The 19,657-nt window shown below is 42.8% G+C and carries 16 protein-coding genes; 5 read left to right on the plus strand and 11 right to left on the minus strand.

Going from position 1 to position 19,657, the window contains the following annotated elements; translation table 11 throughout:
- The first annotated feature begins 257 nt into the window (after positions 1 to 257).
- A complete protein-coding gene (eno, locus tag HWQ43_RS23275) occupies positions 258 to 1,547 on the plus strand; it encodes a phosphopyruvate hydratase (RefSeq protein WP_292738352.1) in 1,290 nt (429 codons plus the stop codon).
- A 63-nt stretch (positions 1,548 to 1,610) separates the two neighbouring features.
- Here eno and argC read toward each other — a convergent pair whose 3' ends face one another.
- Positions 1,611 to 2,669: an N-acetyl-gamma-glutamyl-phosphate reductase gene (gene argC / locus HWQ43_RS23280; protein ID WP_292738353.1), complete on the minus strand. Its 1,059-nt coding sequence runs from the start codon at positions 2,667 to 2,669 to the stop codon at positions 1,611 to 1,613.
- A gap of 323 nt (positions 2,670 to 2,992) precedes the next feature.
- Between argC and ribBA the strand changes: the two genes are divergently transcribed.
- Entirely contained in the window at positions 2,993 to 4,666 is a 1,674-nt protein-coding gene (ribBA, locus tag HWQ43_RS23285) for a bifunctional 3,4-dihydroxy-2-butanone-4-phosphate synthase/GTP cyclohydrolase II (protein ID WP_292738354.1), read from the plus strand.
- Between the two features lie 93 nt (positions 4,667 to 4,759).
- Positions 4,760 to 4,978: a hypothetical protein gene (locus HWQ43_RS23290; protein WP_292738355.1), complete on the plus strand. Its 219-nt coding sequence runs from the start codon at positions 4,760 to 4,762 to the stop codon at positions 4,976 to 4,978.
- A 758-nt stretch (positions 4,979 to 5,736) separates the two neighbouring features.
- On the opposite strand, the gene HWQ43_RS23295 is transcribed toward HWQ43_RS23290, so the two are convergent.
- Positions 5,737 to 7,449, minus strand: a complete 1,713-nt coding sequence (locus HWQ43_RS23295; RefSeq protein ID WP_292738356.1) for a diflavin flavoprotein — start codon at positions 7,447 to 7,449, stop codon at positions 5,737 to 5,739.
- Positions 7,450 to 7,613: 164 nt separating this feature from the next.
- Positions 7,614 to 9,338 carry a diflavin flavoprotein gene (locus HWQ43_RS23300; protein WP_292738357.1) on the minus strand — a complete coding sequence of 575 codons (1,725 nt, stop codon included), beginning with the start codon at positions 9,336 to 9,338 and terminating at the stop codon, positions 7,614 to 7,616.
- A 109-nt stretch (positions 9,339 to 9,447) separates the two neighbouring features.
- On the opposite strand from HWQ43_RS23300, the gene HWQ43_RS23305 reads away from it, so the two are divergent.
- Positions 9,448 to 10,269 carry a pantothenate kinase gene (locus tag HWQ43_RS23305; RefSeq protein WP_292738358.1) on the plus strand — a complete coding sequence of 274 codons (822 nt, stop codon included), beginning with the start codon at positions 9,448 to 9,450 and terminating at the stop codon, positions 10,267 to 10,269.
- A 379-nt stretch (positions 10,270 to 10,648) separates the two neighbouring features.
- Here HWQ43_RS23305 and HWQ43_RS23310 read toward each other — a convergent pair whose 3' ends face one another.
- Both HWQ43_RS23310 and HWQ43_RS23315 read right to left on the minus strand, forming a co-directional pair.
- Positions 10,649 to 11,470: an alpha/beta hydrolase gene (locus HWQ43_RS23310; protein ID WP_292738359.1), complete on the minus strand. Its 822-nt coding sequence runs from the start codon at positions 11,468 to 11,470 to the stop codon at positions 10,649 to 10,651.
- 181 nt (positions 11,471 to 11,651) lie between these two features.
- Positions 11,652 to 12,146 carry an NUDIX hydrolase gene (locus HWQ43_RS23315; protein ID WP_292738360.1) on the minus strand — a complete coding sequence of 165 codons (495 nt, stop codon included), beginning with the start codon at positions 12,144 to 12,146 and terminating at the stop codon, positions 11,652 to 11,654.
- A 727-nt stretch (positions 12,147 to 12,873) separates the two neighbouring features.
- On the opposite strand from HWQ43_RS23315, the gene HWQ43_RS23320 reads away from it, so the two are divergent.
- Positions 12,874 to 13,041 (plus strand): hypothetical protein, encoded by a 168-nt coding sequence (locus tag HWQ43_RS23320; protein WP_012412073.1) that lies wholly within the window; start codon positions 12,874 to 12,876, stop codon positions 13,039 to 13,041.
- 195 nt (positions 13,042 to 13,236) lie between these two features.
- Here HWQ43_RS23320 and argH read toward each other — a convergent pair whose 3' ends face one another.
- The 6 genes from argH to trmD form a co-directional block, all read right to left on the minus strand.
- A complete protein-coding gene (argH, locus tag HWQ43_RS23325) occupies positions 13,237 to 14,622 on the minus strand; it encodes an argininosuccinate lyase (protein WP_292738361.1) in 1,386 nt (461 codons plus the stop codon).
- Positions 14,623 to 14,726: 104 nt separating this feature from the next.
- Positions 14,727 to 14,933 carry a hypothetical protein gene (locus tag HWQ43_RS23330; protein ID WP_292738362.1) on the minus strand — a complete coding sequence of 69 codons (207 nt, stop codon included), beginning with the start codon at positions 14,931 to 14,933 and terminating at the stop codon, positions 14,727 to 14,729.
- 106 nt (positions 14,934 to 15,039) lie between these two features.
- The gene (gene larB / locus HWQ43_RS23335) at positions 15,040 to 15,828 is read right to left on the minus strand and encodes a nickel pincer cofactor biosynthesis protein LarB (protein WP_292738363.1); all 789 of its coding nucleotides are present in this window, start codon (positions 15,826 to 15,828) and stop codon (positions 15,040 to 15,042) included.
- A gap of 260 nt (positions 15,829 to 16,088) precedes the next feature.
- The gene (locus tag HWQ43_RS23340; protein ID WP_292738364.1) at positions 16,089 to 17,873 is read right to left on the minus strand and encodes an ABC transporter substrate-binding protein; all 1,785 of its coding nucleotides are present in this window, start codon (positions 17,871 to 17,873) and stop codon (positions 16,089 to 16,091) included.
- A 62-nt stretch (positions 17,874 to 17,935) separates the two neighbouring features.
- On the minus strand, positions 17,936 to 18,421 hold the full coding sequence (gene ispF / locus HWQ43_RS23345) for a 2-C-methyl-D-erythritol 2,4-cyclodiphosphate synthase (protein ID WP_292738365.1): 486 nt from the start codon (positions 18,419 to 18,421) through the stop codon (positions 17,936 to 17,938).
- 31 nt (positions 18,422 to 18,452) lie between these two features.
- A complete protein-coding gene (gene trmD / locus HWQ43_RS23350) occupies positions 18,453 to 19,187 on the minus strand; it encodes a tRNA (guanosine(37)-N1)-methyltransferase TrmD (RefSeq protein WP_292738366.1) in 735 nt (244 codons plus the stop codon).
- Between the last annotated feature and the right edge of the window lie 470 nt (positions 19,188 to 19,657).

The following is a 19,657-nucleotide window of genomic DNA, read 5'->3' on the forward strand; positions in this document are numbered from 1 at the left end:
TCTGTAATTGATTTAGTGTTATTCTCTGCAAACATTTTACCTAGCTCAAAGTCTTAAGGTAAAAATGCCGTCACAGAAAGAATTAAAAGCCGAAAGGACAAAATAAAGAATTACCCATTCTGGGCATTGCTCCCTATCCCTATAATGGAAATCTTCTTTAATCTCAGCCGAGAAAGTCTCTTAACCGCCTATGCTAGCGATTGGGTTAGGCAACTGGACTGGATGCGTAACACACTCGAATAAAGGATAAAGTACAGATGAGTAAATTTCTAGATACTGCCATTGAGGCGATCGCAGCCCGTGAAATTCTTGATTCTCGCGGTAGACCAACAATTGAAGCCGAAGTGCATTTAGCTAACGGTGTTGTCGGACTGGCGCAAGTTCCCAGTGGTGCTTCTACTGGCACTTTTGAGGCTCACGAACTGCGTGATGGCGATAAAAGCCGTTATGGGGGCAAAGGCGTACTCAAGGCAGTACAAAACGTCAAAGAAGCACTTGCACCAAAATTACTAGGCTTGGATGCCCTCAACCAAGAACTGCTAGACCGGACAATGATCGCCATAGATGGTTCTCCTAACAAATCCAATTTGGGCGCGAATGCGATTTTGGGGGTTTCCTTAGCAGCAGCCAAAGCAGGTGCTGAATCTCTAGATATTCCTCTATATCGCTATTTGGGTGGCCCTTTAGCGAATTTGCTCCCAGTGCCGTTGATGAATGTGATTAACGGTGGCGCACACGCATCAAACAACGTGGACTTTCAAGAGTTTATGATTGTCCCAATTGGTGCAACTTCCTTCCGGGAAGCATTGCGCTGGGGTGCAGAGGTGTTTGCTACCCTCAGTCAGGTGTTAGATGAGAAGGGTTTGCTTACTGGTGTGGGTGATGAAGGTGGTTTTGCCCCTAACCTAGAGTCAAATCAGGTCGCTTTAGAATTGCTGGTTGCTGCCATTAAGAAAGCTGGTTACAAACCAGGGGAACAAGTCGCTTTGGCGTTGGATGTGGCGGCTAGTGAATTTTACAAGAATGGTCAGTATGTTTACGATGGTAAACCTCACGCCCCGACTGAGTTTATTGATTATTTAGGACAACTAGTTGACCAATATCCAATTGTGTCAATTGAAGATGGCTTGCACGAAGAAGATTGGCAAAGTTGGCAATTGCTGACCCAGAAGTTAGGTTCGCGGGTGCAATTGGTAGGAGATGACTTGTTTGTGACTAACGCTACTCGCTTGCAAAGAGGCATTCAAGAAAAAGCCGCTAATGCCATTTTGATAAAACTCAATCAAATTGGTTCACTCACCGAAACCTTGGAAACGATTGATTTGGCAACTCGCAATAGTATCCGTTCAGTAATTAGCCATCGTTCTGGTGAAACAGAAGATACAACGATCGCTGATTTAGCTGTAGCAACCCGTGCGGGTCAAATCAAAACAGGTTCTCTGTGCCGCAGCGAACGCGTAGCAAAATATAATCGCTTGCTGCGAATTGAAGATCAACTAGGCGATCGCGCCGTTTATGCTGGTGCTGTGGGGTTAGGGCCGAAGTAGAGTTAGGAGTTAGGAGTTAAGAGTTTTTAATTCATAATTCATCACTTTTAACTCCTAACTGATTTACGGATAAAACCCCAATTTGGGCAACCCCAAGGTTTCATCCCAGCCCATCATCAGGTTTAGACACTGAATGGCTTGGCCCGCCTGCCCTTTGATTAGATTGTCAATTGCTGACATGACAATGACGCGACCTGTGCGTGGGTCAACTTCTACACCGATGTAACAAAGATTGCTGCCGTTAGCCCACTTGGTTTGCGGGTAAACGCCGCTACCGCAGACTTTTACCCAAGGAGAGTTGCGGTAGAAGGCTGAGAAAATTGTGATTAAGTCATCTCGTACTAAACCGGGATCGCTCATTGTGGCATATACCGTTGCCAAAATACCGCGTACCATTGGGACAAGGTGCGGTGTAAATTGGATCATGAGTTCGTGACCGGCTAAGTCACTGCAAATTTGCTCAATTTCTGGGGTATGACGGTGACGACCAACATTGAAAGCTGCTATGGAGTTGTCGGCTTCAGCTAGTAATAAATTGGTTTGAGCCTGCCGTCCACTGCTAGATGTGCCAGACTTGGCATCGATAATAGCTGTTTCTGGTCTGATTAAGCCTTGCTTTAAAAGTGGCGAAAGTGCAAGGAGACTGGCAGTGGGATAGGAACCAGGACAGCCAATGAGTTGAGCTTCGGTAATGCGATCGCGATACAGTTCTGGTAATCCATAAACTGCTGTAGCTGCGATTGTGCGATCGGTTCTCTCTGTACCATACCAATTTGTATAAGTTATCAAATCACTGAATCGATAGTCTGCACTCAAATCTAGTACTTTACATCCTTTTTCCAACAGTTTAGGTACGATTTGGCAAGCCAGACCATTTGGTAAAGACAGGAAAACTACTTCACAGCGGTGAGCAATTATTTCTGGTTCTACCGCTTCTATTAGCAGGTTAGTTGCATGAGCCAGATGCGGGTAGAGATCCCCAAAGGATTTCCCGATACTACTCTCACCTCCTAAATAAACGATTTCGACTTCTGGGTGATCCATCAGTAGTCGTACTAACTGCACTCCACCATAGCCCGACGCGCCAACAATCCCAACGGGTACGCGTCTAAATTTGCCCATGATCTGAAATCCTTATCCCATGAATGGTTAATTCGTTATCAGCTATCAACAATATCAGCGACCAGACGCACAGCGCACAAAACGTCTTAAACCCCTCTACTTGGTTCTGAGGAGATGGGGAAGCAAAGAAACGATTATTATTCTTCCTCATCCCCTTCCCCTTCATCCTTTACTGTCGCTGCACTTTATCCCCACTTTTTATAGCAAAAAATTTTGCCCCGTTATCAAATCATTGCTAGTCTACTTCTCTGCCTTATAAAGGAGCTACAATCTAAAAGAAGAAATTGTTAAAAAAATTTACGTTTATAGCTGGAAATCTTTCTGTGTCACAGCCTAATCCTACCCAAGCTTTTAAATTTGATTCGATTGATGCCGCCTTAGCAGACCTAAAAGCAGGTCGCGTCATTGTAGTGGTAGATGATGAAAATAGAGAAAATGAAGGCGACTTAATTTGTGCTGCCCAATTTGCCACACCCGACATGATTAATTTCATGGCGGTGGAAGCAAGAGGACTAATTTGTTTGGCAATGACAGGCGATCGCCTAGACGAGCTAGACTTACCCTTGATGGTAAGCAACATTACAGACACTAACCAAACTGCCTTCACTGTCAGTATTGATGCCGGGCCAGAGTTAGGTGTCACCACAGGCATTTCAGCAGAAGACCGCGCCCGCACTATCCAGGTTACTCTCAACCCAGCCACAAAACCTACCGATTTACGTCGTCCTGGTCATATTTTTCCCATTCGGGCTAAGGTTGGAGGCGTACTCAAACGCGCAGGACATACGGAAGCTGCTGTGGACTTAGCTAGATTAGCAGGGCTATACCCGGCAGGGGTAATTTGTGAAATTCAAAACTCCGATGGTTCAATGGCGCGGTTACAGCAGTTAGTTGAATACGCGAAACGTCACAATTTAAAAATTATTAGTATTGCGGATTTAATCAGCTATCGCCTACAGCACGATCGCCTAGTGTATCGTGAGGTTATTACCAAGCTGCCTAGTCAATTCGGTCAGTTTGAAATTTACGCCTATCGCCATACTCTGGATAATACAGAACACGTTGCAATTGTCAAGGGCGATCCAGCTAACTTCAAAGATGAGCCAGTGATGGTGCGGATGCATTCAGAATGCTTAACTGGTGACGCTTTGGGTTCTTTGCGCTGCGATTGTCGGATGCAGTTACAAGCTGCACTGAAAATGATTGAGGCTGCTGGTCAAGGTGTAGTTGTATACCTGCGCCAAGAAGGGCGGGGAATCGGCTTGATTAACAAGCTGAAAGCCTACTCATTGCAGGATATGGGACTGGATACAGTAGAGGCAAATGAGCGTTTAGGATTTCCTGCTGACTTGCGAGACTACGGGATGGGGGCACAAATGCTCATGGACTTGGGCATCAAAAAGATTCGTCTGATTACCAATAACCCCCGTAAAATTGCTGGAGTTAAGGGTTATGGATTGGAAGTAGTCGATCGCGTGCCATTGTTGATTGAGGCAACCGAGTACAATTCCTATTATCTGGCGACAAAGGCGAAAAAGCTGGGTCACATGCTGTTACAGACTTATCTGGTGACAGTGGCAATCCACTGGCAAGATGACCCGGAAGCTGTGACAGAACGCTATGAACGCTTGGAAAAACTGCGACACTTAGCGAAAACTAACGATCTATTGTTGCAGGAAGAAGCGCGTCCCTTGGCGATCGCTATATTTGATGAACCATCTTTAACTGTACACTTGGGTTTCGATCAGGCAAAAGTTGCTAGCTGTGATTGGTATCAGCAGAGTGGTCATCCTTATATACAGGCAATCTTCCAAATTCTGGACAACCTTGCTACTTTGCCATACATCCAGAAATTAGAATTTCTAATTTCCTCTGGTTGCGATCCTTTGAGTAATTTACAAGTCCAACTAGATCGGCAGATATTCACTGATGGTACACTGCCTTCATCGATTAGCGATCGCTTGGAGACACAGCAAATTTACAGCTTTAGCAAATAGCCGCCTTCTGAAGAGTCAACTTTTTAAGGGGGTTGAAGGGTTTATTGTGTGTAAGTCCTACATTCCCCCCGAACTTTTCAGCCATTCTTTTATATGACAATGAGAGCAATCAAAATTATTGTTGAAAAACATAATGACGGTTACGTAGCATACCCCTTGGGTATCAAGGGGGTTGTAGTTGGCGAAGGTGACAGCTATGAAGAAGCACTAGCTGATGTTAAATCTGCTATCCACAGCCATATAGAGATATTTGGTCAAGAGGTTTTAGAAGAGGAATTCACTAGTCCTAGAAGCTTTTGTGGCGGAAGCTGAGGTTCCTATTTAATGGTTAAATTCCCAGTAGATGTATCTAAAACTAAAGTAATTAAGACATTAGAATTTCTGGGATTTACTGTTAAGGTAAACCACATCTAGTTTGCATATCTAAAATTTATATAACTCTTGTGGGGTGGGCATCTTGTCCGCCGTAGTTATGCAATTTAAATGTGGAACAGCTTATTAGGGAGAGGGAACATATTGTTATGAAGCGAGCGAAGATGGAACAAAAACTCCACTGACTATGCCTAACCACTCTCAAATTAAAGGTTCGACGTTGAGATTCATCTGTACTCAATCGGATATCTCAAGAGAGGATTTTTTATCTGCTTATGAGCAAATCTGAAAGGCTGCATTCCCTTTTTATTAAAAATACTCTAAAAGATACAAGTCACAAATAAATTCTTTTACTAAGCGATCACATCTCTCCAGACAAGCTTACCAATAGACGATTCGTGAAAACAAAATGATATGCGATCGCTCTCAAAACTTCCACCTTTTAACTTAGAACTCGACACTTCAAGCTTGAAACTCCAAACTTCGAGTTCTGAACTCGACACTTGAGCTTTGGAATAGGAAACTCCGAGTTCAGAACACGAAACTTTGAGTTTTGAACTCGACACTTGAGGTTCATAACACGAAACTCTGAGTTCATAACTTCAAACTCCGAGTTCAGAACACGAAACTTTGAGATGAAAACACCAGACTTTAGTTAATGCCCTGTTTGGCCCATGCCCTGTTTAGCCCATGGCCAATTAATAATGAGTTGCTGACTTGCGATGATGGACGGCTGTAACGCCATCATTATCTAACAATTTACCGCTCTCGACAGTTGCATAAACCAGCCAGTGGTCGCCAGATTCCATCCGATTTTGTACGGAGCATTCAAGATATGCTAGAGCATCCGTAAGTATGGGAGAACCGCTTTCTGTTTCTCCGGTGGCGACATCAGCAAATCGGTCTTGTCCTGGGCCAAAAGGTTTGAGAAAGTGCTTCATCAATCCTAAGTGGTTTCCTTCTTTAAGGATGTTGAGGACAAATTTATTTCCTGTATGCGTCAGTGTTTCCACTGCGCGTTCTTTGGCGACGGCGATAGTTAAACCAGGTGGATTGAAGCTGGCTTGAGATACCCAAGAAGCTAACATGGCACTGGAGCGATCGCCTTCCTTGGCTGTGAGAACGCAAAGAGAACCCACAATTCGCCCAACTGCTTGTTCTACAGTTGTTGCAGGAAGACTCTGCGATCGCACTTTTCTGGCTTTTTTGAGTGCTTGGGCAAAGTCGGTTCCAGCTTCTTCACATAATTGTAAGGTGGCATCGTCGGGTTTGAATTTTACGCGGATTGTATCAAAACCAAACCGATAGCCAGCATCTTTTAACTTACTCTCAATTAAATCAACCGCTTCCCCACTCCAGCCAAAGGAACCAAAAGCACCGGCGAGTTTATTGTTAGTAGCGGTGGATAGGACAATTCCTAAAGCTGTTTGTACGGGTGTCGGTGCATGACCACCAAGGGTAGGAGAACCGATGATGAAACCACCGGCTTTTTCCACAGCCGCCCGGATTTCTTCTGGTTCAGTAAACTCGCAGTTAATCGATTCTACGGCAACGCCAGCTTTTGTGATCCCACGAGCGATCGCTTGGGCTAATGTGGCTGTATTTCCATAAGCGGATGCATAAATTAACGCTACTGTCAAGTCAGCAGAAGTTTGCTGTTGACTCCATTCCCGATAAGCTTTGGTCAGGTCAATTAAACCATAGCGTACCAAAGGCCCGTGTCCATTGGCATACATTCGCACGGGAAAATCAGCGAGTTTATCTAGTGCTGTTTCAACTTGACGGGCGTGGGGAGCCATGAGGCAATCAAAATAATAGCGCCGATCCTCGTTATATACTTCCCACCCTTCATCAAATACCTGATCTCCACAAACGTGCGCCCCAAATAACTTATCTGTGTACAGAATTTCTGTTTGCGGATCGTAGGTGCAAAGTTGATCTGCATAGCGGGGATTGGGGGTAGGAATAAATTGTAAATTATGCCCATTACCCAAATCTAGAGTTTCTTCGCCCCGCATGACAAGAATTTGTAAATCTGGATTTTCCAGCGCCGCACGTAAATTTATCGCCCCTGGATTAGAACACACAAAGGTGATTTGCGGGGCAATTTCTAACAAAGCTTTTAAAGTTGCAGCGCGGTTAGGATTTACGTGCCCCAAAATTACATAATCTAAATCTTCAAAATGGAAACGTTGCTGCAAAGCTTCTAAATAAATTTGCGTAAAGGTTTCCCCTGGAGGATCGATAATTGCGGTTTTCTCGCTTTCGATTAAATAAGAATTAGCAGTTGTACCCTTAGCAAGAGCATATTCAATTTCAAATCTCAGCCTTGACCAACTGCGCGATCGCAGTATTCTCGTATCTGTAGCAATGGGGCAAACTTGAACGTCACGGGGTTTATTTTTTGACATAGCTAAAACAAGAGTTATGAGTTATGAGTTATGAGTTATGAGTTGAAGAAAGTCGTTAATCTAAATTTTTTAATTTCCGTTGTCCAGACGATATGTTTTATTAAACTCGTCACTACAACTCCTAATTTTTAACTTCTAACCCCTAACTCCTAACTCCTAACTTTTTAGTAGTGGTTGCCAACTTTACGGTGATGCACTGCAGTCAAACTTTCTGGCTTAGAAACCCGTCCAGCGTAGACTGTGCTATATACTGCCCAATGGTCGCCGCAATCCATTCTACTGATAACTTCGCACTCCATATAGGCGAGGGCGTCGTTGAGGATGGGCGCACCATTTTCGGCTGGCTGAGTTCTCACGCCTTCAAAGCGATCGGCACCAGGGGCGAACCGTTTCAAAAAGTGTTTCATTAATGGTTGGAAATTGCCTTCTTCTAAAACATTGAGAACAAAACGATCGCCTACTTGCATAAGTGATTCAATTGCCCGATCTTTGGCGACTGCAATGGAAAATCCCAATGGTTTGAAGCTTGCTTGAGCAACCCAGGAGGCTAACATCGCACTGGATACATCACCTTTTTTGGCAGTAATAATATATAGTCCGCCGCTGATTCTACCTAATGCTTTATCTAAGTCAGCACCAAGGGATTTCATGGCTTTGATAGTGCGATCGCGTGTTACCCATTGAGCTAAGTCTGTACCTGCTTCTTCACACAACTTGTAAGTGTTTTCTGTGGGTGTTTGTTTAATCCGAATTGCTGGAAAAACTGTTGTCAAACCCAAATTGCGGAATTTACTCACCAAAGGATCTATTGGCTCATCATCACCACCGCCTGTTTCAAATACGCCGATAGCTTGCTTTTCTTTGGCAGATCCTAAAACTGTGCTGAGTGCAGATTGAATACTCGCAGCGCCAGAAGCCGGAGTTAGACCAACGATTAGCCCAGCACAGCGGCTAACTAGTTCCCGCAGTTCTTGTAAATCGACTTCAGACCCCAAATCGACAATTTCCACAGCTACACCACTTTTCCCAATACCGTTGGTAATTGCTTGCGCGAGGCGATCGCTATATCCGTATTCGGAAACGTAAAATATGCCAATCACTGTTTCTGGCTTGGCTTGGCTTTGGCTCCAAGTGCGGTAACGTCCAACTAGTTCTTCAACATTGTGAGATAATAATGGGCCGTGTCCTGTGGCAATCATGTCGATGGTTTTCAGTTCCGCCATCCGCTTCAGGGCAGACAGAACTGACCGAGCATTCGGCCCCATCAAGCAGTCGTAGTAGTAATGAAAGTCTTCTTCGATCGCTGCCAAGTTTTCATCAAAGGTGCTATCTGAGCAATAGTGCAACCCAAATGCATCGCAGGTGTAGAGAGTTTTGGTTTTGTGGTCAAAGCTGAAAATGGTATCGGGCCAATGTAAATTGGGAGCAATCACGAATTCAAATTCATGACCATTGCCCAAATCTAAGCGATCGCCATTTTTTACAATCCGCCGCTTAAATGGCTGATGTACTAAATCTTCAAGAAACTGAATTGCCACTTTAGAACCGACAACGGTTATTTCTGGAGCCATTTGCAGCAAATCTTTCACTAAACCGCTATGGTCTGGCTCAGTGTGGCTGATAATCAAATAATCAATCTCTGTTGGGTTGATTAGTCCAGTAAGCGTATCAAAATATAGTTGACGAAACTTTTCATGGGAGGTATCAACTAAGGCAATCTGCTCCCCACGAATGAGAAACGAGTTATAAGTAGTACCGTTTTGCAGACCAAACTCAATATCGAAGCGATCGCGATCCCAATCCAAAGAGCGAATAGCCGTCGTTTCTTGAGCAATTTCCACCTGCTGTATGGTGAGCCGTTTTTCAGCTTTTTTGGTGAGCGCTACCATAACTCCCCTCCTTAACACAATGAGTATTTGTTCCTCTTCTTTTATTGTGACATGGCTTGAATGTTAATTTTTATTAAAAATCTATAACTAACTTAAAAAAGTTAAAACTGTGAAACCGCAGAACCACAGAGAACACAGAGAGGAAATTTGGCTAGCGCTGGAAATTGGGAATTCTCGGCTACATTGGGCGTTGTTTATTGGCGAGACGCTTTACTCAGGCTGGGATACTGACTATCTTCCTGAGTCTGTTATACAACAGTTGGCTGAATGTCAAACCCTGAATGATTTACTAGAGAAAATTTTTCCCGAATTTAAATCTCTAACAAACACTCTCCCCCTCTGCCCTCTCTTAATCGCCTCCGTAGTTCCCAGTCAAACTACTATTTGGCAAACTTACCCAAATACTCATGTTATTACATTAGACCAAGTACCGCTAAAAGGTGTTTATCCCACACTAGGAATTGACCGCGCTTTAGCTTTGTGGGGGACGGGGAAAACTTGGGGTTTTCCGATGTTGGTAATTGATGCTGGGACAGCCCTAACTTTTACGGCTGCGGATGCTAATGAGTGTCTAGTTGGAGGTGCAATTTTGCCGGGATTGGGCTTACAATTTGCAACTCTCGGTCAACAAACAGGACAATTACCATTAGTGGAAATGCAAAATTTAGTTTCTCTACCACCACGTTTTGCACTCAGCACAACAGAAGCAATTCAAAGCGGAGTGATTTATACAATATTAGCTGGTATTAAAGATTTTATTGAAGCGTGGTGGAATTTATTTCCTGATGCTAAAGTTGCGATTAAAGGGGGCGATCGCACTTTATTAATTAACAATTTGCAAGCTTTATATCCTGAAATCGCAACACGTTTAATTGTGGAACCAAATTTGATTTTTTTGGGAATGCAGAAAATAATAATGGAGAATAAGTAATAAAATCCAGCAAGCAATGACAGCTTGGATGGTGATGTAATTCTTGCTGCTCAAGCAATTCTCCAATTGAAGAGTTTTGCTCAAGTCATAGTTGTGACAACAAACTTGAAACCACATATCACGCTTTGAGAGCAAAGGAATATGTGTTGTGGATTGGCAACAAACCCTGAATGAGCTAGTTTAATTCGTTGAAATTATGGCTTTTAGGATTTACGCACTGTACAAATGAATCATCTTGTATATTAACGTAAATAGGTTGTTTCAGGCTTTTACAAAGCATCCTTTGTTAATTGCGATCGCAAAAAGATAATTGAAAAATCTAGCTAAAAGCCTTGAAAGGCATATCTGTCATTTAGGCTTTTCTGTCAATGCGTAAGTCCTAGCTTTTTAAAATACCTTGAATAAACTCCTGAATTTCGATCGCCACAACCTCAGCACAAGATTCTGGTAAGTCATTTCCGGCATGGGCAATCATTTTCAACTCAACTTTTGGCATCAGTTGAGCATAAACACGGCTTCTGGCTAAAGCATCTGGGGTATCTTGTCCACCTTGTAAAATAAAAACTGGGACATCTATCATGTAAAGCTGCTTTTGCAGTAATTCCGCCTCAATTTCTACTTGTCGCCGTTTGAAAAGTAACTGGCAACCTATGGGATACGGCAATAGCGCTTGACGCAACTGCAAGTCTTGTGCAATTTTTTCATGCCAACCCAGGATTTTAGTTAAAGGACTGAGCGATCGCAAAAATTTGACTATTAGTGGTGGATAATTCAATAATCGCCGCATCTTCTGGCAATACTCTTCTTGTCCTGCTATCTCTACACCCTCTGGTGCTAGCAGTACCAAACCATCAACTTTCTCTGGATACTTTAAAGCATAGCTAGCAGCAATCCAACCCCCAAGAGAATGCCCCACTAAATATACTTTTTCTAGCTTCACAGCTTGCAAAAATTCAGCTAAACACTCAACTTGTAAATCTATCGAATGGTGGATATTAGGATTTTCTGATTCACCAAACCCTAGTAAATCAGGTGCAAAACAATGAAAATCTTGTGCAAGGGACTCCATCACCGATAACCATTGACTGCTCTCATTCCAAGCACCATGTAAAAAAATTATAGGAGTTTTTTCACCGACTTCACGCCAGAAAAGTAGCCCTTGAGAGAGCTTTCTCCGGGAGTTACGGAATAGTGTATCCATTTTATTTAGTAGTTAACTTTTAGCACCATAATAAATAGTCATTAGTCATTAGTCATTGGTAATTATTAACTAGTTCTGGACAAATTACAAACAGAGAAGTGTAAGCTAAGGCTTCCTGAGATCAGAACTTTGGCAGCAAATGACAAATGACAAAGGACTAATGACTAATGACTAAATATTCTTATGCCAGTGTTGTCAAGCCATTCAAGTAGTCTTGCAACTGCCGAGTATGGTCGTGAGACATCTTTCCTGAAGGTAGTAAACTGGGAGAGAAAGCTTGAATTTCCATGACTTCTAAAGTGTCTTGAATCTCCATTGTCCCATGCACCTCGGCTTCAACCACAATACAAATTGAATGGATTCTGGGATCGCGGTCTGGTGCAGAGTAAACTCCTACCAAACGGTTAATTTTCACCAATTCTAGCCCGGTTTCCTCCAGCAATTCCCGGCGGACTGTATTGGGAATATCTTCTCCCCAATCTACAATTCCTCCAGGCAATGACCAAAGACCATTGTCGCGCCGCCGGATCAGTACAATCCGACCATCGGGTAAAATTGGGATGATACTAGTACCAGTAATGGGATGACGAAATATTATACCCAATACTGTTTGTCCAATACGCCATAAGCTACGTGTGGACTCTACAGCTGCCGGAAAAAAAGCAATAACGTTCAATCTTCAAAATTTATGTGTTGTATTCTATAGTTCCCTACCACTTACATCTGCTCAACTAATAAAGTTTTTGTTGAGTTTTGTTTGATACAAAAATGTTTGTGGGTTGAGATTTTATTCTCACGATTTACGTAGAATATTATCAATTCTAACATCAAGTTTCAATAGAAGCACTGTATTTATCTATACATGATATTTTTTGAAGCAGGTAAATTTTCAGTTTATAGCTAGCATTGGCGTTACTGAAACTAGCTGTTACTAATAGATTTTTAGAACACATTAAAAATAATAATATGAATAATAAGTCAAAATTCAAAAATCTGAATTTATAAGAGGCAATTAAGTAGGCTTTAAAACCTACAATTAATTAAAGCTTACTAAACCAAATATTAGACTCTATGCTTAAACCCACCTATACTTACTGAGTTTTAATGACTAACTCCTGAATTATTTCTTGATAATATTGGATTGTTTCAAGAAAAACAACTAATGAGCTAATTTCTAATCTATTTGATAGATTGGAATCTAAGAAAAGATGTTTTTCGTCTTACTGGCGGGGATCATTCATAATTTTATTGACATAGTTAGGTATAATGCGATAGACTAGTACACTGTTTAAAGCGTATTTATTGCTGCACTAGGCTAGAAGTATATCAATAACATTGGTAGCTAATATTGCCTACGTGATGCCTAGTTGCTACTTTTTTGTTGTTTATTTATAGAGGTGAACATGGCCAAGCGCCGTAACCCGAAAAAAGAAAAGGCGCTACGTAACCAGGCGTATGCCAGAAAGTTTCGTAAACGGACTACGACAGGAAGAATGCAGAGAAGGTTCCAACAAAGACCACCAAAGAGTGAAGAAGAAGAAGGCGCAGCAACAGCAGCTGACACTGACTAAGCTGCTTGCCTAAATCCTTATTGTTTAGGTTATTTACCTTTTGGGGCGCACATTTATTTGTACGCCCTTATTTATTTTGGGGATTGGAGCATTGGGCATTGGGCATTGGGCATTGGGCATTGGGTATGGGGTATGGGGAAGAATTTATTCTTTATTCCCCATTCTTTATTCTCCATTCCCGACTCCCCATTCCTTCTATTGAGCAATTTGAGCGCGGGCGGCTATGAGTGCTTTGTTTACCTGTGCAAAGCCAGTACCACCGTAACTGTTGCGGGCAGCAACAACTTGACGGGGGGAAATCGCCTCATAAATATCTGCTGCAAATGCCGGATGTAGTTGTTGCCACTCTTCCAATTTCAAGTCTTTTAAGAGTTTACCTGCGGCAATACTAGTTTTTACCACCTTACCTACAAGGTTGTAAGCTTCCCGAAAAGGAACGCCCCGTGCTGCTAGATAATCTGCTACATCGGTAGCATTAGAAAAATCTTCCGCCACCGCTGATGCTAACCGCTGGGTACGAAATTCTAAGCCTTCCCTGAGCAAAATCGTCATCGCTTCTAGAGACGCTTTGACTGTGTTAACGCTATCAAATAGACCTTCTTTATCTTCTTGTAAGTCTTTGTTATATGCCAGGGGTAGCCCCTTCATAATGACTAACATCGCCTGGAGATGACCGAATACACGTCCCGTTTTCCCCCGCACCAATTCTGGTACATCGGGGTTTTTCTTTTGGGGCATGATACTGGAACCTGTGGCACAGCTATCTTTGAGGGTGACAAAGCGAAATTCTTCAGATGACCAAAGAATGACTTCTTCTGCAAGGCGGCTGAGGTGAACCATAATCAAGCTAGCAGCACACAAAAATTCGATCGCAAAATCGCGATCGCTCACTCCATCGAGGCTGTTAGCATAAATATCGTCAAAATTCAAGAGTTTGGCTGTGTAGTGGCGATCGATAGGGAAAGTAGTTCCCGCTAAAGCACCACATCCCAAAGGTGAGATATTCACCCGGCGAGAAACATCTCCTAAGCGTTCCCAGTCCCGTTGCGTCATTTGAAAGTATGCCAAGAGGTGATGAGCTAAACTCACGGGTTGGGCGCGTTGGAGGTGGGTATAGCCAGGAATCAGGGTTTCAACGTGCTTTTCGGCTATATCTAGTAAAACACCTTGAAATTCTCGCAATTCGCTTTTGATTTGTTGGATTTGGTCGCGGAGGTAGAGTCTGGTATCGGTGCCAACTTGGTCATTACGCGATCGCGCTGTATGCACCTTTTTACCTACATCGCCAACAATTTCTGTCAGTCGGTGTTCAACTGCAAAATGTACATCTTCAGCATCGACACCAGGCTGAAATTTTCCCTGGCGGTACTCTTGGCGAATTTGTTCTAAACCTGCAACCAGTTGCTCTCCTTCTTCTGGGGAGATGATGCCCGTGTGAGCAAGCATTTGGGCATGAGCTTGAGAACCAGTGAGGTCATATTCGATTAATTCAATATCGAAACTTATACTGGCATTAAAACGAGCGATCGCTGGATGCAACGCTGATTCAAACCGCTGGCTCCAAGTTTGTTTTTCGGTCATAAATTATGAAAAGAGTGGGTGAGAGTTAAGAGTTAAGAGTGAGGAGTTATGAGTTTTTGACTCCTAACTTCTCACTCCTCACTTTCAACTCCTAACTTTTAAATTTAACCGTAGCTAGTTAGATTCCGAATCATATAGCCAATGACTAAACCAATCAACAATGCCCATACTTGACCTGTTTGTATAAAGTGGCTCCAAGCTTTTTGCATCTGACCCATAACGTTTGGATCGGTGATTGTTTGTGCTAGGGCTGTCCAATTTACAGGCAAATTCCAAAGAAACTGAGATGTCAAATCGCTGTAATTGCTCATCTTTTGTGATTAAGAAGTTAGAGGTGGCAAATTTCAGCATCAGTTTATGATTTACATTAATTACTGATATTTACTGAAATATTGGATGTAACTTCAATGTCTTAACTCAAGATGCAGCTGATGCCAACCGCAATTTCTCGGCAGTCCGCAAAATCTGCCCCGCCAAAACTGCTGCACCAAAACCATTGTCGATATTTACTACGCCTACTCCCGCTGCACAAGAGTTAAGCATTGTCAATAGAGGTGCTAAACCACCAAAACTTGCGCCATAACCAATACTGGTGGGTACGGCAATCACTGGACAACTGGCTAAACCCGCAACAACGCTGGGTAAAGCACCTTCCATCCCCGCTACAACAATCAATACCGATGCGGACTCAATCAGGTGGCGGTTACTCAGCAAACGATGAATCCCAGCAACGCCAACATCCCAGAGGCGCTGGACGCGGAAACCAGAAAGTTCAGCAGTGACAGCAGCTTCTTCAGCAACGGGTAAATCGGCGGTACCAGCAGAAAGAATGCCAATTTCACCTGCAAATTGTGGTTCGATGGTAAGGGGAGCGATCGCACAAATTCGCGCCGATTCGTAATATCGCAAACCACTAACTTTTGATTGCAGTGCGGTATAAACTGCTGGTTCAATGCGGGTTGCCATTACCACCGGGTTGCGGAGACGCATTACTTCCATAATTTGAGCAATTTGGTCTGTAGTCTTACCAGGCCCCCAAATCACCTCTGGAAAACCAGTTCTTAGCTGGCGATGGTGGTCAATTTTGGCAAATTCACCGACAGATTCATAAGTTAAGTCTTTGAGTGAGTCTAATGCCGTATCTGGCGTAACTTTACCATTAGCAACCGCAACGAGTAGCGATCGCAAAGTTTTTTCATTGGTCATCGGTAATTAGCCCTTTGTCTTTTGCCCTTTGTGATTTCTCAGTCGTCTAATAACTAATTCCCTATGCCCTTCAGGAGTGCTGAGTAAGGAATCTCATACCATTTTGGATTTTAGATTTTAGATTTTGGATTGTGAAACATCCATTGGATAAGTGTTTCAGTTTTCCATCTGTCGCAATCATTTTTCAAATTGGTCTCACTTCTTTACTCAGGACTGGCTCAACGCCCCGCTATCGCTAACGGAACTGTTTTGCCCAATGCCTAATCTTCTGTTACTTTAATTTGTTCAATATTCCAGAATGCGCCACCAAGGGCAGAGAATTTAATACCTTCAAAACGATTACGCACCGCTGACATTGAATAAGGATTAACCAAGTAAATAAAAGGTAAATTTTCCTGGGTAATTCGCTGCGTTTCAGCATAAATTGCTTTAACTTTAGCTTCGTCCAATTCTCTTGCAGCTTGAATATAAAGATTCGCTATTTCTGCTTCCCAAGGAGCAACTTCCCAACCCTGAATCGGCTTTTGTCCTGCTTGGGGTTTCTGATTAAACATGTGTAATCCGCCTTCAGGTGCCCAGACATTAGCACCGTCATTCGGTTCTAATCCACCAGTCAACCCCATCAAAGAAGCTTCCCAATCCAAGGAGTTAGAAGTTTTATCAGTAAAAGTATTCCATGCCAACGGAGTGAAATCAACTTGAATGCCGATTTTGCTCAAGTCTTGTTTAATCTGCGATCCCATTGCCTCACGGATTTTATTTCCAGCATTGGTAAGCAAAGAGAAACGAACGCGATTTCCCCGATCGTCTACTAACTGATTCTTGTTGTACTTAAATCCTGCTTTTAGCAGCAATTCCTTTGCTTTTTGCTGATTGTAATCGTAAACTTTTAACCCCTCTTTAGGGGAAAGGTAATAGGGGCTTTGCACAGAAATCGGTGAATCTTGTGGCACGCCCAAGCCGCGAAAAGTGTTATTAATCATCGTTTGGCGGTCAATTGCATAAGCTATAGCTTGCCGAAATTGCACATTATTGAACCACCTAGATTTAGCTGGATCAACTAGTGGTTTTCCGTCCCTTTTACCTTTGTTGAGATTGAACCAAACAAACGATGTACTGGATGTTGGTCCGCCATTATAAATTGTGAAATTACCCTGCTTTTCTTGTACCTTTAGCAAAGAAAAGTAATCTGGCGACACTCCTACAGTATCTAACCCGCCAGAACGAAATTGCAGCAAGGAGGTATCTGTTGATTCCACAATTTGCCAAATTACTCGTTCAATATAAGGCTGAGAATTGCCTTGAGCATCCTTGCGCCAGTAGTAGGGGTTGCGCCGAAAAACCACACGCTGACTTGTGTCGTAACGCTCTATTTTGTAAGGGCCGTTGACAATAATTTCGTTGGGAGGAGTATCAACACCCCATTTTGTCAGAAAAATCGGACTCCCATTTTGGTCTTTGGTTTTTACCCATTGTTGCAATATGTGTGCGGGCAAAATTGGCGAACCTGTACTTAGTAGGAAAGGTCTAAAGGGTTCTGGTACGCTAAACTCAACCCGGCGTTCATCCACTTTTCGCACAGTAGGCAATTTCCGACTTTCACCAATCCGTAGTGCGTCTCTAACATCAGTAGGAATTGCTTCATTTAAGTAAATATCATTGTAGGTAAACACTACATCATCTACTGTTAGTGGCTGACCATCAGACCATTTCAACCCTTCGCGTAGGGTAAAAACAATCTTTAATTTATCATCAGAAATTTGCCAGGATTCTGCTAATGCAGGCTCGACTTTAGCAGTGATTGGGTTTTGGGTGATTAACCCCTCATAGATTAAAGGAAAAACATTAGGAAACTCTTGACTCAGAGGGTAGTTAAAAGTTTTGGGATCGCTGAGAATGCTACTTACCAATTGCGGCACTTGAGCAGCTGAACTTTTAAAGTTAGCTGGGTTACAGGCGGTAACTGTAAGTGCTATTGCTGAAGTAAAAATTATTGGCAACCATAAATGTTTAATTGCCAAAAATATCTTTCTAAAAAACTTCATAATTACTAATCTATTTCCATCTTAATCAGTCTTGAATATCTTTATTAGAGGCTAAAAGAAAGTTATTCTGAAGCACCTAACAAAACTACAGCATAAGCACATATACCTTCTTCACGTCCAACAGGTCCTAATTTTTCGTTAGTAGTAGCTTTGATGCCAATTTGATTTGGTTGTAATTCTAAAACTGCCGATAGTTTGTCGCGCATCTTGTGAATATGCGGTTTTAATTTGGGACGTTCTGCTACTACTACCGAGTCAATATTTCCGATCTGCCAACCTTGATCCCGAATCAGTTGATGTACTTGAGTTAATAGTACTAAACTATCTGCTCCCGCCCATTTGGGATCGCTTGGGGGAAAATAATGACCAATATCCCCCAAAGATAATGCCCCAAGCATGGCATCCATAATCGCGTGGGTCAGCACATCAGCGTCACTGTGCCCCAACAAACCTAGTTCATGGGGAATTTGAATTCCACCTAAAATCAAAGCGCGATCGCTCACCAGTTGGTGAATATCGTAGCCATTACCAATACGAATTTTAGTCATTTGTCATTTGTCATTTGTCATTTGTCAGGAGTTAGAAATTATTATTCTCTCCCTGCTCCCCTGCTCTCCTGCTCCCCTGCTTCCCCTGCTTCAATTTCTCCAAGAGATCGGGGCGGCGATCGCGGGTTTTTTGAATTTGTTGTTCGTAACGCCATTTTGCGATCGCGGCGTGATTTCCACTGAGCAAGACATCAGGCACTTTCAAGCCCCGAAAATTCGCAGGACGAGTATATTGAGGATAGTCCAATAACCCTTCCTCAAAACTTTCTGCCGTGAGGGACTCCGTTTTGGCCACGGTTCCTGGGATCAGCCGCACGACGCCATTAATCAAAGCCATTGCAGGAATTTCACCACCAGTCAGAATAAAATCGCCCAAAGATACTTCACGAGTGACCAAATGTAGCACCCTCTCATCCACTCCTTCGTAATGCCCACAAATAACTACTAACTGGTCATAATTTGTCACCAATTCTTTCAAAAGAGGTTGATTAATTGCTTGACCCTGTGGACTCATCAAAATTACTTCTCTTCGGGGTAGAATCGGCAGCGACTCCACAGCGGTAAAAATAGGTTCTGGCTTCATTAGCATCCCAACACCGCCGCCGTAGGGTTCATCATCTACTTTTCGGTGCTTGTCAGTGGTAAAGTCCCGTGGATTAACCAGATGCACTTCGGCAATCTGTTTGGCTAAGGCTTTACCCAGCAACCCAGAATTGAGAACAGAGTTAAAACAGTCAGGAAAAAGCGTAACTATATCAAAGCGCACAGTTATTCGTATTCAAGGACACTAATCTTAAATTTGAATGTCTAGCAAACACCAGCAAGCCAAGGTCGGGTTAAACTCCAGTTAAACTTTATCAATAGTATCTAAAACTACTGGGCCTTCTGGATTTTAGATGGGATCAAAAGTTTTTCTAATTACTTAATTTATGTTTAAATGTTGTCACAACTACATTTAAATTAATAATCATATCAAGTTAACAACTTCCAGGATGCATCGAGCCAGCCTCAGAAAAAAGCGTAGTCTTAACTGCTCATCCCCTACCCTAAAGGGGGAATCTAGCCACATAAAGACTATTTTGCCCTGCTGCAAGTGGACAGGTGAAAAACAAGGCGCTGGCTTTGAGGAATGTGAACAAGCACGTTTAAACTGAGGCAACGCGAGCGTTAAGCGAGAATTTGGAGAGTGGCTTTCCCCAGTTCCAAACTTCCAAAAAGTGTCCTCTCGAAAGTTGC

The organism is Nostoc sp. JL31 (assembly GCF_017114965.1).
Lineage (GTDB): Bacteria > Cyanobacteriota > Cyanobacteriia > Cyanobacteriales > Nostocaceae > Nostoc > Nostoc punctiforme_A.